The sequence below is a fragment of the Klenkia brasiliensis genome (assembly GCF_900100695.1).
Taxonomy (GTDB): Bacteria; Actinomycetota; Actinomycetes; order Mycobacteriales; family Geodermatophilaceae; genus Klenkia; species Klenkia brasiliensis.
Window position 1 is genome coordinate 379814 of the sequence record NZ_FNCF01000003.1, and the last position, 25329, is coordinate 405142.

Genomic DNA, 25329 nt, shown 5'->3' on the forward strand with positions numbered 1-25329 from the left:
CAGATGACCCAGAACGAGAACCTCGCCGCCCTGTCGAAGGCAGGCGTCGCGGTCTGGCTGGACGACCTGTCCCGCGACCGCATCCGCAGCGGCAACCTGCAGCAGCTCGTCGACGAGCACTCCGTCGTCGGCGTGACCACCAACCCCTCCATCTTCGCCGCCGCGATCAGCGGCTCGGACTCCTACGACGACCAGCTGCACGCCATGGCCGTCCGCGGGGTCTCGGTGGAGGAGGCGCTGCGCACCATCACCGCCGCCGACGTCCGCGACGCCTGCGACCTGCTCGCCCCGGTCGCGGCCCGCACCGGCCGCGACGGCCGCGTCTCCCTCGAGGTCGCCCCCGGGCTGGCCCACGAGACCGACGCGACCGCCGCGGAGGCCGCCCACCTGTGGTGGCTGGTCGACCGGCCGAACCTGTTCATCAAGATCCCGGCCACCGTCGAGGGCCTGCCCGCGATCACCGAGACGATCGCCAACGGCATCAGCGTCAACGTCACGTTGATCTTCAGCCTCGAGCGGTACAAGGCCGTCATGGAGGCCTACCTGGCCGGCCTGGAGAAGCGCGCCGAGGACCCCGAGGCCGGCTTCGAGGGCATCGAGAGCGTCGCGTCGTTCTTCGTGTCCCGCGTGGACACCGAGATCGACAAGCGGCTCGACGACGCCGGCGCCGACCCCGCGCTCAAGGGCAAGGCCGGCGTGGCCAACGCCCAGCTGGCCTACCAGGCCTACGAGGAGGTCTTCTCCTCCGACCGCTGGGCGGCACTGGAGGCCCGCGGCGCGAGCAAGCAGCGGCCGCTGTGGGCCTCGACCGGGGTCAAGAACCCCGACTACAGCGACGTGCTCTACCTGTCCGAGCTGGTTGCCCCCGACACGGTGAACACCATGCCGGAGAAGACCATGCAGGCCTTCGCCGACCACGGCCAGGTCGGCCGCCCGGTGCAGGAGACCTACGCCGACGCCGAGCAGGTGCTGCAGTCGGTGCGCGACGCCGGGGTCGACCTCGACGACGTGTTCGCCGTCCTGGAGACCGAGGGCGTGCAGAAGTTCATCGACGCCTGGGACGAGCTGTCCGGCTCGGTGAAGGAGCAGCTGCAGGACAAGAAGTAACCCACCGGGGCCGGGTGCACCGCCGCACCCGGCCCCGCTGGTGTCCGCCACCCGTACACCACCAGCGCACACCACCAGAGGGATCGATGACCAACCCCTTGCGCGACCCGAGGGACCGGCGGTTGCCCCGGGTCCCCGAACCCTGCGCCCTCGTCGTCTTCGGCATCACCGGCGACCTGGCCCGCAAGAAGCTCCTCCCGGCCGTCTACGACCTCGCCAACCGCGGCCTGCTGCCGACCAACTTCGCGCTGCTGGGCTTCGCCCGCCGCGACTGGGACGACGTCGACTTCGCCGAGCTGTCCCGCGAGGCCGCCCGCCAGCACGCCCGCACCCCGTGGCGGGAGGAGGTCTGGGAGCGGTTGAGCGGCTCGGTCCGCTTCATCCAGGGCTCCTTCGACGACGACGCGGCCTTCGACGAGCTGGCCCGCACCCTCGGCGAGCTCGAGGGCAGCCACGGCATCGGCGGCAACGCCGCGTTCTACCTGTCCATCCCGCCGAGCATGTTCCCGGTCGTGCTCAAGCAGATGCAGCGCACCGGCATGGCCGAGAGCACCGCCGAGCGGTGGCGGCGGGTGGTCGTGGAGAAGCCCTTCGGCTCGGACCTGCCCTCCAGCCGGGAGCTCAACGGCCTGGTCGACTCGGTGTTCAGCGCCGACGACGTCTTCCGCATCGACCACTACCTGGGCAAGGAGACCGTCCAGAACCTGCTGGCGCTGCGGTTCGCCAACACCCTGTTCGAGCCGGTCTGGAACGGCGCGCACGTGGACTCCGTGCAGATCACCATGGCCGAGGACGTCGGCATCGGCGGCCGTGCGGAGTTCTACGAGCGCACCGGCGCGGCCCGCGACGTGCTGCAGAACCACCTGCTGCAGCTGCTGGCGCTCACCGCCATGGAGGAGCCGGTCGAGTTCTCCGCCGAGGAGATCCGCACCGAGAAGCTCAAGGTGCTGCGCGCGGTGTCGGTGCCGACCGACATGGAGCGCTTCGCCGTCCGCGGGCAGTACGAGCAGGGCTGGCTGGCCGGCCAGCGGGCGAAGGGCTACCGGCAGGAGGACGGCGTCGCCGAGGACTCCCGCACGGAGACCTACGCCGCCGTCCGGCTGGGCGTGGAGACCCGCCGCTGGGCCGGGGTGCCGTTCTACCTGCGCACCGGCAAGCGGCTGCCCCGCCGGGTCACCGAGATCGCGCTGTCCTTCCGCCGCGCGCCGCACCTGCCCTTCGCGCCCACCGACACCGAGGAACTGGGCCACAACCAGCTCGTCGTGCGGGTGCAGCCCGACGAGGGGGTCACCCTCAAGTTCGGGTCGAAGGTGCCGGGCAGCGTGATGGAGGTCCGCGACGTCGCCATGGACTTCCTCTACGGCGAGCAGTTCACCGAGGCCTCCCCCGAGGCCTACGAGCGCCTGCTGCTGGACGTGCTGCTGGGCGACGCCACGCTGTTCCCCCGCAACGCCGAGGTCGAGGCCTCCTGGGCGGTCATCGACCCGCTCGAGGAGTACTGGGCCGCCACCACCCCCTACCCCTACCGCGCCGGCGAGTGGGGCCCGCGCGCCGCCGACGAGATGCTGGCCTCCGAGGGCCGGGCATGGCGCCGACCGTGACCACCACCTGCCACGGGGAGGACCCGCAGTGAGCACCCTCTGGGACGCCAACGGGTCGGCGATCGTCAAGGAGCTCGCCGCCCAGCGCCGCACCGGCGGGGCCGTGATGAGCGGCGTCGCGCTGACCCTGGTCGTCGTCGCCGACGAGGACCAGGTCGCCGAGGCCGAGGCCGCCGCGGCGGCCGCCGCGGAGGTGCACCCCTGCCGCCTGCTGGTCGTCGTGCGCCGCCAGGTCGAGGCACCCGCGCCGCGGCTGGACGCCGAGGTGCTGGTAGGCGGCCGGCTGGGGCCTGGCGAGGCCGTGGTCATGCGCATGTACGGCCGGCTGGGTCTGCACGCCGAGTCCGTCGTGCTGCCGCTGCTGGCCGCCGACGCCCCGGTGGTCACCTGGTTCCACGGCGCGCCGCCGGACCACCTGGACCGCGACGCGCTCGGCGTCATCGCCAACCGGCGGGTCACCGACAGCCTGATGGCCCCCGACCACGTCGCCGCACTGCACCGCCGGGCCGAGGACTTCGCGCCCGGTGACACCGACCTGGCCTGGACCCGCAGCACGTTCTGGCGCTCGGCGCTGGCCTCCACCCTGGACGCCGTCGTCGGCCGGCGCGGCGGGCCGGTGCGGGTGCTGGGCGGGCAGCTGCTCGGCGACCCGGAGAACCCGACCGCCCAGCTGGTGGCCGGCTGGCTCAGCGCCCGCTGCGGCTGCTCGATCACCGTGGAGCCCGGCCAGCGCAGCACCGGGACCAAGGGCATCGAGACCGTCGTCCTCACCCTGGACCAGGACGAGGAGGTCCGGCTGACCGACGACCGCAAGGGCGGCGCGGTGATCAGCCAGCCCTACCGGCCCGACGCCACCGTCGCGCTGCCCAAGCGGTCCCTCGGCGAGCTCATCGGCGAGGAGATGAAGCGGCTGGACAGCGACGAGCCCTACCGCGAGGCGCTGGAGGCGGCCACCGGCGTGACCGGCCTGGCGCAGCGGTCCCCGGTGCGCGAGCACCACTGGTTCGACCCCATGCGCCCGACCGCGCCGCCGGCCCCGACCGTGCCCGCCGACTCCCGCGACGACGACGAGGTCGCGCAGACCGGCACCGGGGACGACGACGGCGGCGACGACGAGCCCGGGGCGGCGGAGTGAGCGCTCCCGAGGTCGTCGTCCGGCCCGGCGCCGACGAGCTGGCCGCCACGGTCGCCGGTGACCTGGTGGCCCGGCTGTCGGCTGCGCAGGCCGAGCACGGGACGGCGTCGGTGGTGCTCACCGGCGGCGGCATCGGCACCGCGGTGCTGCGCGCGGTCGCCGCGGCGCCCGGGGAGGTGGACTGGACGCGGGTGGACATCTGGTGGGGCGACGAGCGCTGGGTCCCCGCCACCGACGACGACCGCAACGAGAAGGGCGCCCGCGAGGCGCTGCTGGACGTCGTCGGGGTGCCGGCGGAGCGGGTGCACGCCATCCCGGCGGCCGACGCCGGGTACGCCGAGCCCGAGGACGCCGCGGCGGCCTACGCGCAGGAGCTGGCCGCGGCCGGCGACGGCGCGGTGGCGCGGATCGACGTCCTGCTGCTCGGGGTGGGCCCGGAGGGCCACGTGGCGTCCATCTTCCCCGACTCCCCCGCCGTGGCCGACGACCGCACCGTCGTCGCGGTGCGCGACTGCCCCAAGCCGCCGCCCACCCGGGTCAGCCTGGGCTTCCCGGTGATCACCGCGGCCGAGGAGGTCTGGCTGCTGGTGTCCGGCGAGGGCAAGGCCGAGGCCGTCGCCCGGGGGCTGTCGGGCCGGGAGACCCCGGCGTCGCTGCCCGCGGCCGGCGCGGTGGGTCGCCGGGCCACCCGCTGGATGCTCGACGAGGCCGCCGCCTCGCAGCTGTAGGAGGCGGGGGCCCGCCCGGGCGGGCCCCCGCACCCCTCAGGCGCCGCGGCGGGCACGCAGCCGCTGCAGGGCCTCCTCGAGGAGGGCCGCGCCGTCCTCGTCGCTGCGCCGCTCACGCACGTAGGCCAGGTGCGTCTTGTACGGCTCGATCCGCGGGGGCGGCGGCGGGTTGTCCTGGTCCTGCCCGGCGGGGAGCCCGCAGCGCGGGCAGTCCCACGTCTCGGGCACCTCGACGTCGTGCGCGAAGGCGATGCGGGTGTCGTGCCCGTTCGCGCACCAGAAGCCCACCCGCACCCGCGGTGCGGCCTCTCCGCGCTCGGACTCGCCCATCGGTCCTGCCCCGACCCGGCTGCCCCGGATCGCGCTGCCACCAGCCACGTGTGCCCCCACTCAGGTCTGTGGATCATCGCCCCCGCGGGGGTGAGTGTAGGCACACCCAGGTTCCGTCCAGGTGTCGACCGCGCGTCCGAACGCCCAGGTCAGACCGGGTGTGCACGACCCGGTGGTGGTCGGTCAGACCTTGAGCAGGATGCCCAGCGCGACGATGCACACCGACCAGATGATCGCGGTGAAGACGGTGATCCGGTTGAGGTTCTTCTCCACCACCGACGAGCCGGACAGCGAGGACGACGCGGCCCCGCCGAACATCGAGGACAGGCCGCCGCCCTTGCCGCGGTGCAGCAGGATCAGCACGATCAGCAGCAGGCTGGTGAGCACCAGCAGGACGTTCAGGACGATCTCGATCACGGGTTCTCCAGTTCGAGCGGGCAGCCAGCGGTCCAGCCTACGGGACGGCGGTCAGCCACCGCCGACACCGGCGGTGGCCACGTCGTAGCCGGTCCAGGGCAGCATCACCACGCCGTTGCGCAGCCGCTGGCCGGCCAGCAGCTGCACCCGGTTCTCCGCCAGCGGCACCACCGCGTGCGTGGCCAGTGCGGCGTCGGCGACCGCGGCCCACGCCGCGACGTCGCCGGCGCCGACCGCGGTGTCGACCAGCGCGTCGACCGAGGGGTCGGCGAGCAGGCCGTAGTTGGAGTTGCCGGCCTGCTGGGTGATCGACCGGCTGTCGACCAGCGGGACCAGGAAGGACGCCGGGGTGGGCAGGTCCGCGGTCCAGGTGGCCAGCACCATGCCGTACTGGCCGCCGGTGATGGCCTGCGGCGAGCCGATGCCGGCGGTGTAGAACGTCGTGGGGTCCAGCGGCACCACGGTGACCTGGATGCCGACCTGGGCGAACTGGGCCACCAGCCGGTCGGCGACGTCCAGGCTCATCGGCACGTCGGGGACCGCCATGGTGGTGGCGAACCCGTCGGGCCTGCCGCAGGCGGTCAGGGCCTGCCGGGCGGCGTCGAGGTCGGCGGCCGGGTCGGGGTCCTCGGGTCCGCCGGGCAGGGAGCGGGGCCACAGCACGGAGGTGCGGACGGCGTCACCGGCACCGCCGAGGGCGTCCTGCACGTCGCTGCGGTCCACCGCCGCGGCCACGGCGGCCCGGCAGTCCGGCGACGTCATCGGCTCGACGGTGGTGGGCAGGGCCAGCAGCCGCACCGACCCGGTGGTGACGTCGTCGACCCGGTCGGCCAGGCCCTGCGCGCCGTCGGTGCGGGCGGTCGTGGCCTCCTGCACGCCGGTGCCGGACAGGTCGGCGTCGGCCGAGCCGGCCAGCAGCGCCTGGTCGCGGTCCAGCCCGGTGAGCCCGGTGCGGACGACGACGGAGTCGGGCAGGGCGGTGCGCACCGGGTCGCTGTCCTGGGTCCAGGCCGGGTTGCGCTCCAGCACGATGCCGGCGACCGGGTCGACCGAGGTGATCGCGTACGGGCCGGAGGACACCGGGTCGTCCTGGTAGGCCGCCGCCGTGTCGTTCTCCGCCGGCACCGGGGAGGCCAGCGGCAGGGCGAGCAGGAACGGGAAGTCGGGGTCGGCCCGGGACAGGGTGAAGGTGATCGTCGCGTCGTCCGGGGTGGCGATGCTGCCCAGCCCCAGCCGGTCGGGCGACTCGTCCTGGTAGGGCCCGGCGTACAGGCTCTCCGGGTCGAGCAGGTCGAGGGCGAGCTTGGGCCCGCCGGTCAGCACGTCGACGGCGAAGGACCGCTCGATGCCGTACTTGACGTCCCGGCTGGTGATCGGCCGGCCGGTCTCGAAGGTGGCGCCCGGCCGGAGCGTGAAGGTCCAGGTGCGGCCGCCGTCGGGCGTCGTCCCCAGGTCGGTGGCGAGGTCGGGGACCAGCTGCTCGGTGCTCCCCGGCTCGGAGGAGTAGGTGACCAGGGTGCGGGCGTAGAGCCGCATGAGGTTCCACACCGCCGGCAGGTAGGACCGCTGCGGGTCCAGGCTGTCCACCTGGGCGGTGACCAGCCGCAGGGTGCCCCCGGTCGCGTCGGACGGCGCCCGGAGGCCGTCCACGCCGGCGTCGGGCGCACCGGAGGCGGTGGGCACCGCGCGGTCCCCGGGGTCGCCCCCGGTGCAGCCGGCCAGCAGGGCGACCAGCAGGAGCAGGGCGGGGAGCGCTCGGCGCGGGTGGGGCCTCACGGGGGCGGCGGTCCTCCGGGTGGTGGGCCGCCGCCCCTGCGGGTCAGCGGCTCTCGGCTGCGGTGCGGCAGATCGAGACGAACTCGTCGGCGTCCAGGCTCGCGCCGCCCACCAGTGCCCCGTCCACGTCCGGTCCGGCGAGGATGCCCGCGGTGTTGCCGGCCTTCACCGAACCGCCGTAGAGGATACGGACGACGTCGGCGGTCTCCGGGCCGAAACGCTCGGCGAGCCGGGCCCGGATCGCACCGCACACCTCCTGCGCGTCCTCGGGGGTGGCCACCTCGCCGGTGCCGATCGCCCAGACCGGCTCGTAGGCGATGACGACCCCGGCCACGGTCGCGGCGTCGAGGCCCTCGAGCGCGGCGTCGACCTGCGCGGTGGTGTACGGGACGTGCTCGCCGGCCTTGCGGACCTCGAGCCCCTCCCCCACGCACAGGATCGGCACCAGCTCGTGCTCGAGCGCCTTGCGGACCTTGGCCGCCACGACCTCGTCGGTCTCGGCATGCATCGCCCGCCGCTCCGAGTGCCCGACGACGACGTAGGTGCAGGCCAGCGCCTTGAGCTGCGCGCCGCTGACCTCGCCGGTGTAGGCCCCGGAGTCGGCGGTGGACAGGTCCTGGCCGCCGAAACCGATCTCTATCTTGTCGCCCTGCACCAGCGTCTGCACGCTGCGGATCGCGGTGAACGGCGGGACGACGACGACCTCGGCCGCCTCCAGCTCGGGCTCCTTGAGGCCGAACGCGACCTTCTGGACCAGGCCGATGGCCTCCAGGTGGGTCAGGTTCATCTTCCAGTTGCCCGCGATGAGCGGGCGCCGGCCCTCGTAGACCTTCCCGGACTTCGTGCGGGCCATCAGCCGGCCCCGCCCGACAGCACGGCCAGGCCGGGCAGCTCGCGGCCCTCGAGGAACTCCAGGGACGCACCGCCCCCGGTGGAGATGTGGCCGTAGCCGTCCTCCGGCAGGCCCAGCTGGCGCACCGCGGCGGCCGAGTCGCCGCCGCCGACCACCGACAGCCCGTCGACGGCGGCCACCGCGGTGGCCACCCCCCGGGTGCCGGCGGTGAACGGCGCCAGCTCGAACACGCCCATCGGCCCGTTCCAGAACACCGTGCGGGCGTCGGCCAGGTGCTCGCCGAACAGCTCCACGGTGCGCGGGCCGACGTCGAGGCCCTTGAGGCCGTCGGGGATGGCGTCGACCGGGGTGACCGTGACCTGGGCATCGGCGACCAGCGCCTCGGCGCAGACCACGTCGACCGGCAGCACGATCTTGTCCCCGGCCTCGGCCAGCAGCCGCCGGCAGGTCTCCACCTGGTCGGACTCGAGCAGCGAGCCGCCCACCCCGTGGCCCTGCGCGGCCAGGAAGGTGAAGCACATCCCGCCGCCGACCAGGAGCTTGTCGACCTTCGGCAGCATGGCCTCGATGACGGCCAGCTTGTCGCTGACCTTCGAGCCGCCCAGCACCACGACGTAGGGCCGCTGCGGGTCCTCCGTCAGCCGGGTCAGCACGTCGAGCTCGGTGGCGACCAGCCGGCCGGCCGCGTGCGGCAGCCGGGTCGCGACGTCGTAGACCGAGGCGTGCTTGCGGTGCACGGCCCCGAAGGCGTCGTCGACGTACACGTCGGCCAGGGCGGCGAACCGGTCGGCCAGGGCCCCGCGGGCGTCGTCGTCCTTGCTGGTCTCGGCCGCCTCGAAGCGGACGTTCTCCAGCAGGCAGACGTCGCGGTCGCCCAGCGCCTCCACGGCGGCCCGGGCACCGGACCCGGCCGTGTCGGTGGCCAGCGGCACCGGGGCACCCAGCAGCTCGGAGAGCCGCGCGGCGACCGGGGCCAGGCTGAACCGGGGGTCCGGCTCGCCCTTGGGCCGGCCCAGGTGCGCCGCGACGACGACGCGGGCGCCCGCCTCGCGCAGCGCCTGCAGCGTGGGCAGGCTGGCCCGGATGCGGCCGTCGTCGGTGATGACCGGGTCGCCGGTGGAGTCGTCGAGGGGGACGTTCAGGTCGGCGCGCAGCAGCACGCGCCTGCCCGACACCCCCTCGGCGATCAGCTCGTCGACGGTGCGCATGCTCAGAGCTTCGAACCGACGAGCGAGGTCAGGTCGACGAGGCGGTTGGAGTAGCCCCACTCGTTGTCGTACCAGCCCACGACCTTGACCTGGTCACCGAAGACCTTGGTCAGACCCGAGTCGTAGATGCAGGAGGCCGGGTCGGTGACGATGTCGGAGGAGACGATCGGCGCGTCGGTGTAGACCAGGTAGGGCGCCAGCGGGCCCTCGGCGGCGGCCTTGTACGCGGCGTTGACCTCCTCGACGGTGACCTCGCGGGACAGCGTGACGGTCAGGTCGGTGGCCGAGCCGGTCGGGACCGGGACGCGCAGGGCGTAGCCGTCGAGCTTGCCCTTCAGCTCCGGGAGGACCAGGCCGATGGCCTTGGCCGCACCGGTGGAGGTCGGGACGATGTTCAGCGCGGCGGCGCGGGCGCGGCGCAGGTCCTTGTGCGGGCCGTCCTGCAGGTTCTGGTCGGCGGTGTAGGCGTGGATCGTGGTCATCAGGCCGCGCTCGATGCCGAACGAGTCGTTGAGCACCTTGGCCAGCGGGGCCAGGCAGTTCGTGGTGCACGAGGCGTTGCTGATGATGGTCTGCGAGCCGTCGTAGAGCTCGTGGTTGGCGCCCATGACGATGGTGATGTCGTCGTCGGTGGCGGGCGCGGAGATGATGACCTTCTTGGCGCCGGCCTCGACGTGCTTGCGGGCGTCGGCGGCCTTGGTGAAGAAGCCGGTGGACTCGATGACCACGTCGACGCCCAGGTCGCCCCAGGGCAGGTTCGCCGGGTCGCGCTCGGCGAGGGCGGTGATGGTCTTCCCGCCGACGGTGATGCCGTCGCCGGAGGAGCTGACCTCCTCGGGGAACTTGCCGAGGACCGAGTCGTACTTGAGCAGGTGGGCGAGGACGTCGTTGCTCGTCAGGTCGTTGACGGCGACGATCTCGATGTCCTGGCCGCTGGCGGCGACCGCCCGGTAGAAGTTGCGGCCGATGCGGCCGAAGCCGTTGATGCCGACGCGTACCGTCACTGGGACCTCCGTGGGTGCCTTGTGGGTGCTCTGCTGGGTGCCGAGCTGCTGGCGTGGGGGGTCGCGCGGGGGTGCGCGACACCGCCTCGCCGAGAACCCTAGCCGTCGGGCCGGGGCCTGCAGTACGGGCCCGTCCTCGCAGGTCAGGACGCGGAGAAGACGTCCCTGACGTCTGCGACGGGGCCCATCGGCCCGTCGGCGTCACCGGCACCGGGTGCCGCCACGACGACCCGGTCGCGCCCGGCGGCCTTCGCCGCGTACAGCGCCCGGTCGGCCCGGGCCAGCACGGTGCCGCCCCGGTCGCCGGCAGCGTCGGCCACCGCCACCCCGATGCTCACCGTGAGCCCGAGCGAGCCCGTGGGCACCGCGTGCACCCGGGCCGCGCAGCGGGCGCGCAGCTCCTCGGCCCGGCCGGCGGCGGTGCGGCTGTCGGTGCCGGCCAGCACCAGCACGAACTCCTCGCCGCCCACCCGGGCGACGACGTCCTCGGCGCGGGCCGAGGCGCGCAGCTCGTCGGCGACCGACCGCAGCACGTCGTCCCCGGCCGCGTGGCCCCAGCGGTCGTTGACCGACTTGAAGTGGTCGACGTCCACGGCGACGACGGCCACCGCGCCCGTGCCGGGGCCCGCGGCGGCCACCGCGCGGTCCAGCTCCCGGTCCAGGTGCCGGCGGTTGTGCAGCCCGGTCAGCGGGTCGCGGACGGCCTCCTCGGCGAGCGCGGCCCGCAGCCGTTCCACGGTCGTCACGTGCTCGGCCAGCTCGGCGTTGAGCCGGCGCAGGTCGGCCTCGCGGCGCTGCTCGGCGCTCACGTCGCGGACCACGGTCAGCCGGCCACCGCGCCGGCCCCGCCCCCGACCGCCGACCGGGACGGTCTGCACGTCCAGCCACACCCCGTCGGTGACCTGGACGACGGCGTGGCCGGACGCCCAGGTGCCGTCGACGGCGGGGCCGTCGGGCAGCACCGCGGCGAGCAGCTCGGGGCCGACCAGGTCGGCGAAGCGCTCGCCGATGGGGTCGGCCGGGGCGTCCGGGCGCACCCGGCGCAGGATCCTGCGGGCGGCCGGGTTGAGGTCGACCAGCCGGCCCTCGCTGTCGCTGACCAGCACGCCGTCGGTCATCGTCTCCACCACCTGGTCGCGGGCCACCGGCACGACCTCCAGGAGGCCGGCCCGCAGCACCGCCCAGCCGGCGATGAGCCCGGTGACGATGAAGAACAGCGGGGTCAGGTCGACGACGCCCTCGCCCCGCATGGACAGCGTCATCGTGAGGTTGCCGACCGTCGGCGGCACCGCGGAGACCAGCAGCACCACGGCCTGGCGGCGGGCCAGCGGGGCACCGCCCCGGGCGACGCGGAGCAGCCGGAGCAGCGACCCGCCGATGAAGGCGTAGCTGTACAGGCTGTGCAGGAGGAAGAGCGGGCCGCCGACGAGGTGGACCGTCCCCGTGGGCGCGGTCAGGTCGGTGCGGCCGAAGACGAGGTCGGCGGTGGCCGGCAGCACCGACAGCACGGCCAGCGCCACGGGCTCGACGGTGAGCAGCAGGGCGGTCCGGCGGCTGGTCCGCCACCGCGGGTCGGCCAGCAGCCGGCTCAGTGCCCAGAAGCCGACGACGGTGGCGCCGACGCAGACGAACACGGCGGGGTAGGCCACCGACCGGAGCCCGGCCGACAGCGGGGCGAGCAGCCAGGCGCAGGCCAGCGACCAGCCGCTGATGCCGGCGAGGGTGAGCGTCAGGGCGCGGGCGCCCGGGTTGTCGCGGCGGTGCTGCCAGGCGGCCGCGCCGACCCCGGCGGTCAGCAGCGGCGCCAGCCCGAAGGCCAGCACCCAGAGCATCCCCACCGTGTCCTCCCCCGCGTCCGTGACCGCTGCCGGCGCGGTCCTCCCCTCCACCTCGGCACGCGCGGCACCCACCCCCAGCCGAGGGGGTCGGGTCCGACCCGCCCGGGTGAGGTGGGCGCCGCGTGCGGGAGGCCGCTAGGGGCCGATCATGTCGTCGGTGACGACCGACTCGGTGTCGGGGATGCCCAGGTCCTTGGCCCGCTTGTCGGCCATCGCCAGCAGCCGGCGGATGCGCCCGGCGACGGCGTCCTTGGTCATCGGCGGGTCGGCCCGCTGGCCGAGCTCCTCGAGGGAGGCCTGGCCGTGCTCGAGCCGCAGCCGACCGGCGACGAGCAGGTGCTCGGGGGCGTCCTCGCCCAGGATCTCCAGCGCGCGCTCGACCCGGGCGCTGGCGGCGACCGCGGCGCGGGCCGAGCGGCGCAGGTTGGCGTCGTCGAAGTTGGCCAGCCGGTTGGCGGTGGCCCGGACCTCGCGGCGCATCCGCCGCTCCTCCCAGGTGAGCACCGCCTCGTGGGCGCCCATCCGGGTCAGCAGCGCGCTGATCGCGTCGCCGTCCCGCACGACCACGCGGTCGGCGCCGCGCACCTCGCGGGCCTTGGCCGCGATGCCCAGCCGGCGGGCGGCACCGACCAGGGCCATCGCGGCCTCCGGGCCGGGGCAGGTGACCTCCAGGGAGGAGGACCGACCGGGCTCGGTCAGCGAGCCGTGCGCCAGGAACGCACCGCGCCAGGCGGCCTCGGCGTCGTTGAGCCCGCCGGACACCACGGCCGGCGGCAGGCCGCGCACCGGGCGGCCGCGCTGGTCGACCAGGCCCGTCTGGCGGGCCAGGCCCTCGCCGTGCTTGGCGATGCGGACCAGGTAGCGCACGCCGCGGCGGATGTTGCCGCCGGCCAGCACGCTGACGCCGCTGGTGTAGCCGTAGACCTCGCTGATGTCGCGGCGCAGCCGGCGGGCCACCGACCCGGTGTCCAGCTCGGCCTCGATGACCACCCGGCCGCCGACGATGTGCAGGCCGCCGGAGAAGCGCAGCAGCGCCGTGACCTCGGCCTTGCGCTCGGAGGTCCGGGTGCACTCCACCCTCGAGAGCTCGTCCTTCACCATCGCCGTCATCGCCATGCGCTGTCCCTCTCCCCCTCGGCCGGCCCCCCGGCGACCGGGCGCCCCCGGCGCGCCGGAGCCGCTCCCGCGACCGTCGTCCCCCGATACTGCCGCACGCCGGAACCGTGCGGCGAGCTCGACCTCACGGCCGCCCCGCCCCGGACACGCGGGCCGCGACCTGCGCGAGCGCCGCCCGCAGCAGCTCCGGCTCGTGCCGCGCCGCGCCGTCGCGGGCAGCCACCGGCGCAAGGACCAGTTCCGCCCCGCACGCCCGCACAGCTGACAGCAGACCACGGCGGTCAACAACCGCACCCGCATCGGCGACCACGGTGTGCAACGGCACGCCCTGCAGATGCTCCACCAGGACCCGCAGGTGCTCCTGCGGGGAGAACCCGTCGGTCTCGCCGGCCTGCGGCTCCAGGTTCAGCACGACCACCACGTGCGCCGGGGTGGCGGCCAGCGCGGCGCGCAGCCGCGGCACCAGCAGGTGCGGCAGCACGGAGGTGTACCAGGACCCCGGGCCGAGGGAGACCACGTCGGCCCGGGCGATGGCGGCCAGCACGTCGGGGTGCACCGGCGGGTCGGCCGGGGTGACCCGGATGGAGCGGACCCGGTCGGGGCTGGTGGCGATGGCCACCTGGCCGCGGATGTGCCGCGAGCGCTGCGGGTCGTCGGGGTCGACGGTGTCGACGATCGCCACCAGGTCCAGCGGGACGTCGGCCATCGGCAGCACCCGGCCCCGGGCGCCGAGCAGCTCGCACAGGGTGTCCAGGGCGCGGACGGTGTCCCCGCCGTGCACCTCGGTCAGGCCGGTGAGCACCAGGTTGCCCACCGGGTGGCCGGCCAGCACCCCGGTGCCGCCCAGCCGGTGCTGCAGCAGCGTGGCCATCTCCTGGGTGCGCGCGCCGTCGCCGGCCAGCGCGGCCAGCGCCATCCGCAGGTCCCCGGGCGGGAGCACCGGCATCTCGCGCCGGATCCGGCCGGAGGAGCCGCCGTCGTCGGCGACCGTCACCACCGCGGTGAGCTCGCCGGCCAGCGGCTGCCAGGCGTCCAGGGCGGCGGCCAGGCCGTGCCCGCCCCCCAGCGCGACGACCGAGGGACCGGGGCCGCTCACTCCCGGCCCAGGTCGCGGTGGCGGGCGTTGGCGGTCACGCCGTCGGCGGACAGCCGGCGGGCGAACTCCTCGGCGATGGCCACCGACCGGTGCTTGCCGCCGGTGCAGCCCACCGCCAGGGTCAGGTACTTCTTGCCCTCGCGCCGGTAGCCGGGGACCAGCAGCCGGAGCACGTCCTGGTAACGGTCCAGGAACTCCGCGGCGTCGGCGGCGCCCAGCACGTGGTCGCGCACCGGGGCGTCCCTGCCGGTCAGCGGGCGCAGCTCGGGCACCCAGTGCGGGTTGGGCAGGAAGCGGGCGTCGACGACGAGGTCGGCGTCCAGCGGGAGGCCGTACTTGAAGCCGAAGCTGAGCACGGTCGCGGTCAGCTCGGGGACCGCGCCCTCGCGCAGGAACGCCGCCTCCAGCGTCGCGCGCAGCTGGTGCACGTTGAGGTCGGAGGTGTCCACCCACAGGTCCGCGTCGCCGGCGATGCCGGTCAGCAGCGCCCGCTCGGCCGCGATGCCGTCGGAGAGCCGGCCGGAGCCCTGCAGCGGGTGCTCACGGCGGTTGGACTCGTACCGGCGCACCAGCACCTCGTCGCGGGCGTGCACGTAGACCACCCGCGGGCGGTGCCCGGCGTCGGTGAGCGAGCGGATCGACTCCGCCAGGTCGCTGGAGAAGGCCCGGCTGCGCACGTCGACCACCGCGGCGAACCGGCGGACGTCGCCGCGGGACCCCAGCTCGACCATCGGCGCCAGCAGGGCCGGGGGCAGGTTGTCCACGACGAAGAAGCCGAGGTCCTCCAGCACCCGGCCGGCGCTGTTCTTGCCCGCGCCCGACAAGCCGGTCACCACGACCACCTCGAGCGGGCCGGCGTCCGGCGGCTCGGCGGGGTCGGCCTCCGGGGCGGTCTCGGGCAGGTCGGTCACGAGGCGGCTCCGGTGGTCAGCGGGGTCGAGCTGCCATCATCGCCCGCCGCCGGGTCGGCCCCGGTCGCGGGTGGGTCGGCGACCGGGTCCGTGGCCGGCTCGGCCACCGCCGCGAGCACCGCCTCCGCGGTCCGCCGGCCGATGCCGGGCACCCGGGTGAGCTCGTCGACGGTGGCCGCCCGCAGCCGCTTGAGCGACCCGAACTCCTTCATCAACGCCTTGCGGCGGGTGTCGCCCAGCCCGGGGACGTCGTCCAGCAGCGACACCAGCATCCCGGCCGACCGCTTCTGCCGGTGGTAGGTGATCGCGAAGCGGTGCGCCTCGTCGCGGACCCGCTGCAGCAGGTACAGCGCCTCGGAGGTGCGCGGCAGGATGACCGGGTCGGGGTCGTCAGGCAGCCACACCTCCTCCATCCGCTTGGCCAGCCCGCACACCGCCACGTCGTGCACGCCCAGCTCGGACAGCGACCGGGCCGCGGCGGCGACCTGCGGCTGCCCGCCGTCGACCACCAGCAGGTTCGGCGGGTAGGCGAAGCGGCGCGGCCGGCCCTCCTCGGCGGCGACGCCCTGCTCGTCCCTGCGGTCCTCCTCCTCCTTGAGGTGGCGGGCGAAGCGGCGGCGGACGACCTCGGCCATGGCGGCGGTGTCGTCGGTGCCCTGGGCGACCTGGAACCGGCGGTAGTCGCTCTTCTTGGCCAACCCGTCCTCGAACACGACCATGCTGGCCACCACGTTGGTGCCCTGCACGTGGCTGACGTCCATGCACTCGATGCGCAGCGGCGCGTCGGGCAGGTCGAGGGCCTCCTGCAGCTCCGACAGCGCCAGCGACCGGGCGGTGAGGTCACCGGCGCGCTTCACCCGGTGCCGGGCGAAGGCCTCCTGGGCGTTGCGCTCCACGGTCTCCATCAGCGACCGCTTGTCCCCGCGCTGCGGCACCCGCAGCGAGACCCGCGACCCGCGCAGCTCCGAGAGCAGCTCGGCGTAGACCTCGGACTCCGAGGGCAGCTCGGGCACCAGCACCTCGCGCGGCACCGCGTCGGCGGCGACGTCGCCGGTGTCGCCGCCGCCGTAGACCTGCAGCAGGAACTGCTCCACCAGCTGGCCGGTGGTGACCTCCTCGACCTTGTCGATGATCCAGCCCCGCTGGCCGCGCACCCGGCCGCCGCGGACGTGGAAGACCTGGACCGCGGCCTCCAGCTCGTCCTGCGCGAAGGCGACGACGTCGGCGTCGGTGCCGTCGCCGAGCACGACGGCCTGCTTCTCCAGCGCCCGCCGCAGCGCGCCGAGGTCGTCGCGCAGCCGGGCGGCGCGCTCGTACTCCATGTCCTCGGCGGCGCGGGCCATCTCGCGCTCCAGCCGGCGGATGATCTGCTCGGTGCGGCCGCCCATGAAGTCGCAGAAGTCGTCGACGATGTCGCGGTGCTCCTCGGCGGAGACCTTCCCGACGCAGGGGGCCGAGCACTTGCCGATGTAGCCCAGCAGGCACGGGCGGCCGATCTGCCCGTGCCGCTTGAAGACCCCGGTGGAGCAGGTGCGGGCCGGGAACACCCGGGTCAGGGTGTCCAGCGTCTCGCGGATCGCCCAGGCGTGGGCGTAGGGGCCGAAGTACCGCACGCCCTTGCGCTTGGGACCGCGCATGACCTGCAGCCGGGGGTACTCCTCGTTGAGGGTGACCGCCAGCGACGGGTAGCTCTTGTCGTCCCGGTAGCGGACGTTGAACCGCGGGTCGAACTCCTTGATCCAGTTGTACTCGAGCTGGAGGGCCTCGACCTCGGTGCCGACGACGGTCCACTCCACCGACCCGGCCGTGGTGACCATCTGCCGGGTGCGGGGGTGCAGCCCGGCGATGTCGGCGAAGTAGCTGTTCAGCCGCTGGCGCAGGCTCTTGGCCTTGCCGACGTAGATCACCCGGCCGCCGGGGTCACGGAACTTGTAGACCCCCGGCGACTCCGGGATGCTGCCGACCGCCGGCCGGTAGGTGGACGGGTCGGGCACGGCTCAGCCCGCCTTGCGCCGGGACGCCCTCTTCTGGGGCGCGGCGGCCGCGGCGATGCGCTCCGGGTCGAGGATGTCGGCGAGGAACCGGCCGGTGTGGCTCTCCGGGATGCCCGCGATGACCTCGGGCGCCCCCTGGCCGACGACGATGCCGCCGCGGAAGCCGCCCTCGGGGCCCATGTCGATCAACCAGTCGGCGCTCTTGATGACGTCGAGGTTGTGCTCGATGACGATGACCGAGTTGCCCTTGTCCACCAGGCCCTGGATGACCAGCAGCAGCTTGCGGATGTCCTCGAAGTGCAGCCCGGTGGTGGGCTCGTCGAGGACGTACACGGTGCGGCCGTTGGACCGCTTCTGCAGCTCGCTGGCCAGCTTGACGCGCTGGGCCTCGCCGCCGGACAGCGTGGTGGCCGGCTGGCCGAGCCGGACGTAGCCCAGCCCGACCTCGGTGAGCGTGCGCAGGTACCGGGAGATGGCCGGGATGGCGGCGAAGAAGTCGGCGGCCTCCTCGATCGGCATGTCCAGGACCTCGGCGACCGTCTTGCCCTTGTAGTGCACCTCGAGGGTCTCCCGGTTGAACCGGGCCCCCTTGCAGACCTCGCAGGGCACGTACACGTCGGGCAGGAAGTTCATCTCGATCTTCAGCGTGCCGTCGCCGGAGCACGCCTCGCAGCGGCCGCCCTTGACGTTGAAGCTGAACCGGCCCGGCTGGTAGCCCCGGATCTTGGCCTCCTCGGTGGAGGCGAAGAGCTTGCGCACGTGGTCCCAGACCCCGGTGTAGGTGGCCGGGTTGGACCGGGGGGTGCGCCCGATCGGCGACTGGTCGACCCCGACCACCTTGTCCAGGTGCTCCAGGCCAGTGACCGTGCGGTGCCGGCCGGGGACCATCCGGGCACGGTTGAGCTGGTTGGCCAGCACCGTGTAGAGGATGTCGTTGACCAGGCTGGACTTGCCCGAGCCGGAGACGCCGGTGACGGCGACCAGCATGCCCAGCGGGAAGGTCACGTCGACGCCGCGCAGGTTGTGCTCGCGGGCGCCCTTGACCACCAGCTCGCGGCCCGGGGTGGGCACCCGGCGCTGCTCGGGGATGGTGATCTCGGCCCGGCCGGACAGGTAGGCGCCGGTGAGCGAGCGCTCGCTGGCCAGCAGCTCGGGCAGCGTGCCGCTGACCACGACCTCGCCCCCGTGCTCGCCGGCCCCCGGGCCGATGTCGACGATCCAGTCGGCCTGCTTGATGGTGTCCTCGTCGTGCTCGACGACGATGAGCGTGTTGCCCATGTCGCGCAGCCGCACGAGGGTCTCGATCAGCCGGATGTTGTCGCGCTGGTGCAGCCCGATGGAGGGCTCGTCGAGCACGTAGAGCACCCCGACCAGGCCGGACCCGATCTGGGTGGCCAGCCGGATCCGCTGGGCCTCGCCGCCGGCCAGGGTGGCGGCCGGCCGGTCGAGGGAGAGGTAGTCCAGGCCGACGTCGACCAGGAAGGACAGCCGGGCCTGGATCTCCTTGAGCACGCGGTCGGCGATGGCCCGCTCCCGCTCGCCCAGCGTCAGCGCACCCAGCCAGGCGGAGGCGTCGCCGATGGAGAGCCCGGTGACCTCGGCGATGGACCGGCCGTCGAGCTTGACGGCGAGGATCTCGGGCTTGAGCCGGGTGCCGTGGCAGACCGGGCACGGCACGTCGCGCATGTAGCCCTCGTACTTGTCGCGCATGAAGTCCGAGTCGGTGTCCTCGTGCCTGCGCTCCAGGAACGGCAGCACGCCCTCGAAGGCGGCGTAGTAGCTGCGCTCGCGGCCGTAGCGGTTCTTGTAGCGCACGTGCACCTGGTCGGGCGAGCCGTGCAGCACCGCCTTCTGCACCTTGGCGGGCAGCCGCTCCCAGGGGTCCTTCATGGAGAACCCCATCTGGTCGGCGAGCCCGCCTAGCAGCCGGATGAAGTACTCGTTGCTCATCGACCCCGCCCACGGGGCGATCGCGCCCTGGGCCAGGCTCTTCTCCGGGTCGGGGACGACCAGCTCGGGGTCGACCTCCTTGCGGGTGCCGATGCCGGTGCACTCGGGGCAGGCACCGAACGGGGAGTTGAAGGAGAACGAGCGGGGCTCCAGCGCCTCGAAGCTCAGGCCGTCGTCGATGCAGGCCAGGTGCTCGGAGAAGGTGCGCTCGCGCTCGGGGTCGCCCTCCTCGCGGTCGACGAAGTCCAGCAGCACCAGGCCGCCGGCCAGGCCGAGCGCGGTCTCGACCGAGTCGGTGAGCCGCCGCTTGGCGCTCTCCTTGACGGTGAGCCGGTCGACGATGACCTCGATGGTGTGCTTCTCCTGCTTCTTGAGCTTGGGCGGCTCGGTCAGCGGGTGCACGACGCCGTCGACCCGGACGCGGGAGAAGCCCTGGGTCTGCAGCGAGGAGAACAGGTCGACGTACTCGCCCTTGCGCGCGCGCACGACCGGCGCGAGCACCTGGAACCGGGTGCCCTCGGGCATCTCGAGGACCTGGTCCACGATCTGCTGCGGGGTCTGCCGGGAGATCGGCTTGCCGCAGTTGGGGCAGTGCGGCTGGCCGGCGCGGGCGTAGAGCAGCCGGAGGTAGTCGTAGACCTCGGTGATGGTGCCGACCGTGGAGCGGGGGTTGCGGTTGGTCGACTTCTGGTCGATGGAGACCGCCGGGGACAGGCCCTCGATGAAGTCGACGTCAGGCTTGTCCATCTGGCCCAGGAACTGGCGGGCGTAGGCCGACAGCGACTCGACGTACCGGCGCTGGCCCTCGGCGAAGATCGTGTCGAAGGCGAGGCTGGACTTGCCCGACCCGGAGAGCCCGGTGAACACGATCATCGCGTCGCGGGGCAGGTCGAGGTGGACGTCCTTGAGGTTGTGCTCGCGGGCGCCGCGGACGACGAGCCGGTCCATGTGGGTCCCTGTCTGTGTGGTCACGAGGGTGGTCGTGGGAAGGCGTGCGGGGTGCCGCGGGGCGGAGCTCTGCCCAGGGGTGAGCTCAGCCGCCGGCGGCGGGGTCGAAGACGGGGGCGTGCCGACGCCAGGGTCCGTGGCGTTCCAGCTCCGCAGCCAGCCAGAGTAGTCGCGTCTCGGCACCCGGGGGGCCGACCAGCTGGACCGCCAGCGGGGTGCCCGTGGTGCGCAGACCGGCGGGCAGCACCAGCGCCGGGAGTCCCGCCAGGTTCCACGCGGAGACCCACGGCGCCCACCGTGCGTTGGCGGTCACGTTGGCCAGCCAGCCGCGCTCGTGCCACGGCCGGGCGGCCAGCGGCGGGCCGGTGACGACCGGGGTGAGCAGGACGTCGACCCCGGGGTCGGCGGTGGCGGCGGACCCGGCGAACCAGCCGGCGACCTGCGCCCGGAACCGCTCGGCGGCGGCGGGGCGGACCAGCCCGGCCCGGCGGGCCCAGCGGCCGAGCCGGGCGTGCGTTCGGGTGCGGGGCTGGAGGACGCGGGGGTCCAGGCCCAGGTGCGCGGCGTCGTCGGCGGCACCGGCGAACCACCGGGCGACCACGGCCAGCCCGGCCGACAGCGGCACCGGCGGGTCGCGCCGCACCACGGTGTGGCCCAGCGCGGTCAGCCGGGCGGCCACGGCCTCCAGCGCCGCCCGGCCCTCGGCGTCCAGCCGGGCCCCGGGCACCGGGGTGGCGGTGGACAGCGCGACGGTGAGCGCGCTGTCGTCGTCGTCGGTCGGCTCGGCGACCGCGCCGTCGGCCAGCACGGCGTGCGCGAGGGCGAGGTCGGCGACCGTGGTGGCCAGCGCACCGTTCTCGGCCATGCCCGACCACGAGTCGGCCCCCAGCAGCGACGGCACGGTGCCGCGGCCGGGCTTGAGCGTGACCAGCCCGCAGGCGGCGGCGGGCAGCCGCAGCGACCCCAGCCCGTCGTTGCCCTGCGCCAGCGGCACACCGCCCGAGGCGACCGCGGCGGCGCTGCCGCCCGACGAGCCCGCCGGGGACAGCGCGGTGTCCCAGGGGTTGCGGCTGACCGCACCGGGGCCGTCCGTGGTGGCGAACACGCACAGCTCCGGCACCCGGGTGATGCCGACGACCACCGCGCCCGCGGCCCGCAGCCGGGCCACCACCGGGTGGTCGGCCTCCGCGGGGGCGGGGACGGCGGCCGTGCCGTCGGTGACCACCTCGCCGGCGACGGCGACGTTGTCCTTGACCGCGACCGGGACCCCGGCCAGGGGCAGCCGGGCGCGGTCGGGCCGGGCGTCGACCGCGGCCGCCTCGGCCAGCGCGGCCTCGGCCCGCAGCACGCGGTAGGCGCCCACCCGGGGTTCGACGGCGGCGATGTGCGCCAGGTGGGCGCGCACCACCTCGACGGCCGTGACGTCGCCGCGGCGCACGCGTGCGGCGAGCTCGGCGGCGGGCAGGCCGACCAGCCGCCGGGTGGTCTCCCGCGCGCCCCCGGCGCCCTCCGTGGCTAGGTTGGCGTCCACGCCGTCGAACCTAGACGGACCCACCGACAACCTCAGATCGGAGCGTGCAGGGTGAGCGAGTACACCGGCGACGTCGAGGTCGGCGGCCCCGCGGACACCCGCGACCTGGGCGCGCTGACCGTGACCAAGCTCGCGGTCAGCGAGATGGCCAACAACGCCTACCTGCTCACCTGCACCGCCACCGGCGACGGCGTCCTGGTCGACGCCGCGGCCGAGCCCGGGGCGCTGCGCGCCCTGGTCGGCGACACCCGGCTGACCACCGTCGTCACCACGCACGGGCACTGGGACCACCACCGCGCGCTGCCCGAGGTGGTCGCCTCCAGCGGCGCGGCCACCGTGGCCCACCCCGCCGACGCCGCCGACCTGCCGGTCCCGGTGACCCACCCCGTCGAGCACGGCGACACCGTGGCCGTGGGCGACCAGGTGCTCGAGGTGGTGCACCTGCGCGGCCACACGCCCGGCTCGATCGCGCTGGTCTGGCGGGGCGGCGACGCCGGCACGCACGTGTTCACCGGCGACAGCCTGTTCCCCGGCGGGGTCGGCAACACGCAGCAGGACCCCGAGCGGTTCACCCAGCTGCTCGACGACGTCGAGGAGCGGCTGTTCGGCGCGCTGCCCGACGGGACGTGGGTCTACCCGGGCCACGGCAAGGACACCACCCTCGGCGCCGAGCGCCCCCACCTCGCGGAGTGGCGCGCCCGCGGCTGGTGACCCCGCCGCGGGCGCGTCCGCTCAGGCGCGGTGGGCGAGGTACCAGCCGATGAGGCCCTTCGTGGAGGGGTCCTGGGACTGCAGGGCGTCGTCGTCCCCCGTCAGGGCCGGGGCGATCTGCAGCGCCAGCTGCTTGCCCAGCTCCACGCCCCACTGGTCGAAGCTGTCGATGCCCCAGACCGCGCCCTCGGCGAAGGTGATGTGCTCGTAGAGCGCGATCAGCTGGCCGAGCACCGACGGCGTGAGGGACGCCGCGATGATCGACGTGGTCGGCCGGTTGCCCGGGAACACCCGCGCCGGGACGACGTCCTCCGCCGTCCCCTCGGCCCGGACCTCCTCGGCGGTCTTGCCGAACGCCAGCGCCTTGGTCTGGGCGAAGAAGTTCGCCATGAACAGCGCGTGCACGTCGGTGTCGCCGTCGGTGAGCGCGTGCTGCGGGGTGGCGAAGGCGAGGAAGTCGGCCGGGATGAGCCGGGTGCCCTGGTGGATGAGCTGGTAGAAGGCGTGCTGTCCGTTGGTGCCCGGCTCGCCCCAGAACACCTCCCCGGTGTCGCAGGTGACCGGCTGGCCGTCCCAGCGCACGGACTTGCCGTTGCTCTCCATGGTCAGCTGCTGCAGGTAGGCCGGGAACCGGTGCAGGTACTGGCTGTAGGGCAGCACCGCGTGGGTGTGCGCGCCGAGGAAGTTGACGTACCAGACGTTGAGCAGGCCCATGAGCAACGGGACGTTGCGCTCCAGCGGGGTGGTGCGCACGTGCTCGTCGACGGCGTGGAAGCCGGCGAGGAACTCGGCGAACCGCTCCGGGCCGATCGCGACGGCCAGCGAGGTGCCGATCGCGGAGTCCACCGAGTAGCGGCCGCCGACCCAGTCCCAGAACCCGAAGGCGTTGTCCGGGTCGATGCCGAAGTCGGCCACCTTGTCCAGCGCGGTCGAGACGGCCACGAAGTGCCGGGCGACGGCGTCGCGGCGGGACGCGTCGTCGTCGTCGATCTCCCCGGCCAGGCCGTCCCACAGCCACTGCCGGGCCAGCCGGGCGTTGGTCAGCGTCTCCAGCGTGCCGAAGGTCTTGGACGCCACGATGAACAGCGTGGTGGCCGGGTCGAGGTCGGCGGTGGTCTCGGCCAGGTCGGTGGGGTCGATGTTGGAGACGAAGCGGCAGGTCAGGCCGGCCTGCCGGTAGGCCTGCAGCGCCTCGTAGGCCATCACCGGGCCGAGGTCGGACCCGCCGATGCCGATGTTGACCACGGTGGTGATCCGCTGGCCGGTGGCGCCGGTCCACTCCCCCGACCGCACCGCGCGGGCGAACTCGTAGACCTTGGCCAGCTCGGCCTGCACGTCGGCGTCGACGTCCTGCCCGTCGACCGTGAGCGGGGCCAGGCCCGCCGGGCGGCGCAGCGCGGTGTGCAGCACGGCGCGGTCCTCGGTGACGTTGATGTGCTCGCCGGCGAACATGGCCTGCAGCCGGTCCAGGACGCCGGTCTGCTCGGCGAGGTCGCGCAGCAGCTGCAGCGTCTCGTCGGTGACCAGGTTCTTGGACAGGTCGACGTGCAGGTCGGCGACGTCCATCGTGAGGCGCTCGGCGCGGCCCGGGTCGGCGTCGAACCAGCCGCGCAGGTCGGGGGTGGTGGCGTCGCGGTGGGCCAGCAGGGCCGACCAGGCGGCGGTGGAGGTGGGGTCGTGCGAAGGGGCGGCCACGGAGCTCTCCTGGGGTCGGTCGGGGACGCGGACGACGCTAGGGCAGCCGGGGGGCACCCGCGCGGGCAGCGCCGACGGGGTGGTCGCTGCGGGCGTGCCGGCCCTCCTCGAGCTGGACGGCGCTGACCACCAGCGCGAAGTGGCTGAACGCCTGCGGGGTGTTGCCCAGCTGCCGGCCGGCGTCGGGGTCCCACTCCTCGCTGAGCAGCCCGAGGTCGGAGGCGCAGCCCAGCAGCCGCTCGAACAGCGCCTCGGCCTCGTCCCGCCGGCCGATCCCGTGCAGGGCGTCGACCAGCCAGAACGAGCAGGCCAGGAAGACCCCCTCGGTGCCGGGCAGGCCGTCGCCGCTGGTGTCGGGGCGGTAGCGCAGCACCAGGCCGTCCCGGGTGAGCTCGCGCTGCACGGCCTCGACGGTGGCCACCACGCGCGGGTCGTCGGCAGGCAGGAAGCCGACCCGGGGCACCAGCAGCAGCGCGGCGTCCAGCTCGGTGGAGCCGTAGGACTGCACCAGGTGGCCGTCGTGCACGCCGTGCTCGAGCACGTCGTCCCGGATGGCGTCGCGCACCTGCGCCCAGTGCTCCACCGGGCCCGGCAGGTCGTGCTCGCGGGCGCCGCGGACCATCCGGTCGAACGCCACCCAGGCCATCACCTTGGAGTGCACGAAGTGCCGGGGCTCGCCGCGTTGCTCCCACAGCCCCGAGTCGGGCTGCCGCCACTGGCCCTCGAGGTGGTCCAGCAGGGCGCACTGCAGGTCCCAGGCCTCCTCCGGGGCGCCGAGGCCGGCGGCGCGGGCCAGGTGCAGGCCGTCGAGGACCTCCCCGACCACGTCGAGCTGCAGCTGGGCGGCCGCGGCGTTGCCGGTGCGCACCGGGCGGGACCCCTCCCACCCGGCCAGCCAGTCCAGCTCGGCCTCGGGGAGACGCCGGGTGCCGTCGACGGCGTACATGATCTGCAGGTCGGCGGGGTCGCCCGCGACCGCGCGCAGCAGCCAGCGGCGCCAGGCCCCCGCCTCGTCGGTGTGCCCGGCGGCCAGCAGCGCCTGCAGGGTGTAGGTCGAGTCGCGCAGCCAGCTGTACCGGTAGTCCCAGTTGCGCGGCCCGCCGGGCTGCTCGGGCAAGGAGGTGGTGACGGCGGCGACGATGCCGCCGGTCGGCGCGTGGGTCAGCGCCCGCAGGGTGATCAGCGACCGGGTCACGGAGTCGGCCCAGCGCCCGCCGGCCCGCTGCCCGTCGGCGACCCAGCGCTCCCAGCCGGCCACCGTCTCGCCCAGCGCCCGCTCCGGGTCGACCTCCGGCGGGGCGTCGTGATGGCCCGGCGTCCAGGTGAGCACGAAGGGCACCCGGTCCCCCGCGCGCACGGTGAACTCCGAGACCGTGGTGC

20 protein-coding genes are annotated in these 25329 nt (G+C 74.5%); 5 read left to right on the forward strand and 15 right to left on the reverse strand.

What is annotated here, in order from left to right:
* Positions 1-3: 3 nt before the first annotated feature.
* The 4 genes from tal (at position 4) to pgl (ending at position 4571) form a co-directional block, all read left to right on the forward strand.
* Positions 4-1107 carry a transaldolase gene (gene tal, locus BLT39_RS10480; RefSeq protein ID WP_091062467.1) on the forward strand — a complete coding sequence of 368 codons (1104 nt, stop codon included), beginning with the start codon at positions 4-6 and terminating at the stop codon, positions 1105-1107.
* An 86-nt stretch (positions 1108-1193) separates the two neighbouring features.
* On the forward strand, positions 1194-2708 hold the full coding sequence (gene zwf, locus BLT39_RS10485; RefSeq protein ID WP_091062469.1) for a glucose-6-phosphate dehydrogenase: 1515 nt from the start codon (positions 1194-1196) through the stop codon (positions 2706-2708).
* 28 nt (positions 2709-2736) lie between these two features.
* Positions 2737-3843, forward strand: a complete 1107-nt coding sequence (locus BLT39_RS10490; protein ID WP_091062472.1) for a glucose-6-phosphate dehydrogenase assembly protein OpcA — start codon at positions 2737-2739, stop codon at positions 3841-3843.
* The gene (gene pgl / locus BLT39_RS10495; protein ID WP_091062474.1) at positions 3840-4571 is read left to right on the forward strand and encodes a 6-phosphogluconolactonase; all 732 of its coding nucleotides are present in this window, start codon (positions 3840-3842) and stop codon (positions 4569-4571) included. Before BLT39_RS10490 ends, pgl begins: the two co-directional genes overlap by 4 nt.
* 36 nt (positions 4572-4607) lie before the next feature.
* On the opposite strand, the gene BLT39_RS10500 is transcribed toward pgl, so the two are convergent.
* From BLT39_RS10500 to BLT39_RS10560, 13 genes are all read right to left on the reverse strand, one after another.
* The gene (locus tag BLT39_RS10500; RefSeq protein ID WP_479723793.1) at positions 4608-4961 is read right to left on the reverse strand and encodes an RNA polymerase-binding protein RbpA; all 354 of its coding nucleotides are present in this window, start codon (positions 4959-4961) and stop codon (positions 4608-4610) included.
* A 123-nt stretch (positions 4962-5084) separates the two neighbouring features.
* A complete protein-coding gene (gene secG / locus BLT39_RS10505) occupies positions 5085-5318 on the reverse strand; it encodes a preprotein translocase subunit SecG (RefSeq protein ID WP_278246965.1) in 234 nt (77 codons plus the stop codon).
* Positions 5319-5369: 51 nt separating this feature from the next.
* Positions 5370-7094, reverse strand: coding sequence for an ABC transporter substrate-binding protein (locus BLT39_RS10510; RefSeq protein ID WP_242658304.1), 1725 nt, complete (start codon positions 7092-7094; stop codon positions 5370-5372).
* 43 nt (positions 7095-7137) lie between these two features.
* Positions 7138-7947 carry a triose-phosphate isomerase gene (gene tpiA / locus BLT39_RS10515; protein WP_091062479.1) on the reverse strand — a complete coding sequence of 270 codons (810 nt, stop codon included), beginning with the start codon at positions 7945-7947 and terminating at the stop codon, positions 7138-7140.
* Positions 7947-9155, reverse strand: coding sequence for a phosphoglycerate kinase (locus tag BLT39_RS10520; protein ID WP_207507846.1), 1209 nt, complete (start codon positions 9153-9155; stop codon positions 7947-7949). Before BLT39_RS10520 ends, tpiA begins: the two co-directional genes overlap by 1 nt.
* A 2-nt stretch (positions 9156-9157) precedes the next feature.
* A complete protein-coding gene (gene gap / locus BLT39_RS10525; RefSeq protein WP_091062481.1) occupies positions 9158-10159 on the reverse strand; it encodes a type I glyceraldehyde-3-phosphate dehydrogenase in 1002 nt (333 codons plus the stop codon).
* 143 nt (positions 10160-10302) lie between these two features.
* Entirely contained in the window at positions 10303-11991 is a 1689-nt protein-coding gene (locus tag BLT39_RS10530; RefSeq protein ID WP_242658339.1) for a histidine kinase N-terminal 7TM domain-containing diguanylate cyclase, read from the reverse strand.
* Between the two features lie 141 nt (positions 11992-12132).
* Complete coding sequence (gene whiA / locus BLT39_RS10535) at positions 12133-13113, reverse strand: DNA-binding protein WhiA (protein WP_091062485.1); 981 nt, start codon at positions 13111-13113, stop codon at positions 12133-12135.
* 124 nt (positions 13114-13237) lie between these two features.
* On the reverse strand, positions 13238-14209 hold the full coding sequence (locus tag BLT39_RS10540; protein ID WP_091062487.1) for a gluconeogenesis factor YvcK family protein: 972 nt from the start codon (positions 14207-14209) through the stop codon (positions 13238-13240).
* Complete coding sequence (gene rapZ / locus BLT39_RS10545) at positions 14206-15120, reverse strand: RNase adapter RapZ (RefSeq protein ID WP_091062489.1); 915 nt, start codon at positions 15118-15120, stop codon at positions 14206-14208. Before rapZ ends, BLT39_RS10540 begins: the two co-directional genes overlap by 4 nt.
* Positions 15117-17114 (reverse strand): excinuclease ABC subunit UvrC, encoded by a 1998-nt coding sequence (gene uvrC / locus BLT39_RS10550; protein ID WP_091062491.1) that lies wholly within the window; start codon positions 17112-17114, stop codon positions 15117-15119. The genes rapZ and uvrC overlap by 4 nt, the downstream gene beginning before the upstream one ends.
* A gap of 3 nt (positions 17115-17117) precedes the next feature.
* Positions 17118-20012: an excinuclease ABC subunit UvrA gene (gene uvrA / locus BLT39_RS10555; RefSeq protein WP_091062493.1), complete on the reverse strand. Its 2895-nt coding sequence runs from the start codon at positions 20010-20012 to the stop codon at positions 17118-17120.
* An 85-nt stretch (positions 20013-20097) separates the two neighbouring features.
* Entirely contained in the window at positions 20098-21543 is a 1446-nt protein-coding gene (locus tag BLT39_RS10560; RefSeq protein WP_242658305.1) for an amidase, read from the reverse strand.
* A gap of 51 nt (positions 21544-21594) precedes the next feature.
* Between BLT39_RS10560 and BLT39_RS10565 the strand changes: the two genes are divergently transcribed.
* Positions 21595-22254, forward strand: coding sequence for an MBL fold metallo-hydrolase (locus BLT39_RS10565; protein WP_242658306.1), 660 nt, complete (start codon positions 21595-21597; stop codon positions 22252-22254).
* Positions 22255-22275: 21 nt separating this feature from the next.
* On the opposite strand, the gene pgi is transcribed toward BLT39_RS10565, so the two are convergent.
* Together pgi and BLT39_RS10575 are read right to left on the reverse strand one after the other, a co-directional pair.
* Complete coding sequence (pgi, locus tag BLT39_RS10570) at positions 22276-23949, reverse strand: glucose-6-phosphate isomerase (RefSeq protein ID WP_091062495.1); 1674 nt, start codon at positions 23947-23949, stop codon at positions 22276-22278.
* 37 nt (positions 23950-23986) lie between these two features.
* Positions 23987-25306: a glycoside hydrolase family 15 protein gene (locus BLT39_RS10575; protein ID WP_278246979.1), complete on the reverse strand. Its 1320-nt coding sequence runs from the start codon at positions 25304-25306 to the stop codon at positions 23987-23989.
* Between the last annotated feature and the right edge of the window lie 23 nt (positions 25307-25329).

Excerpts from the sequence above, each read along its gene's own strand:
- tal (WP_091062467.1), top strand. The coding sequence starts at position 4 with ATGACCCAGAACGAGAACCTCGCCGCCCTGTCGAAGGCAGGCGTCGCG.
- zwf (WP_091062469.1), top strand. The coding sequence starts at position 1,194 with ATGACCAACCCCTTGCGCGACCCGAGGGACCGGCGGTTGCCCCGGGTC.
- tpiA (WP_091062479.1), bottom strand. The coding sequence starts at position 7,947 with ATGGCCCGCACGAAGTCCGGGAAGGTCTACGAGGGCCGGCGCCCGCTC.
- BLT39_RS10520 (WP_207507846.1), bottom strand. The coding sequence starts at position 9,155 with ATGCGCACCGTCGACGAGCTGATCGCCGAGGGGGTGTCGGGCAGGCGC.
- BLT39_RS10530 (WP_242658339.1), bottom strand. The coding sequence starts at position 11,991 with ATGCTCTGGGTGCTGGCCTTCGGGCTGGCGCCGCTGCTGACCGCCGGG.
- whiA (WP_091062485.1), bottom strand. The coding sequence starts at position 13,113 with ATGGCGATGACGGCGATGGTGAAGGACGAGCTCTCGAGGGTGGAGTGC.
- uvrA (WP_091062493.1), bottom strand. The coding sequence starts at position 20,012 with ATGGACCGGCTCGTCGTCCGCGGCGCCCGCGAGCACAACCTCAAGGAC.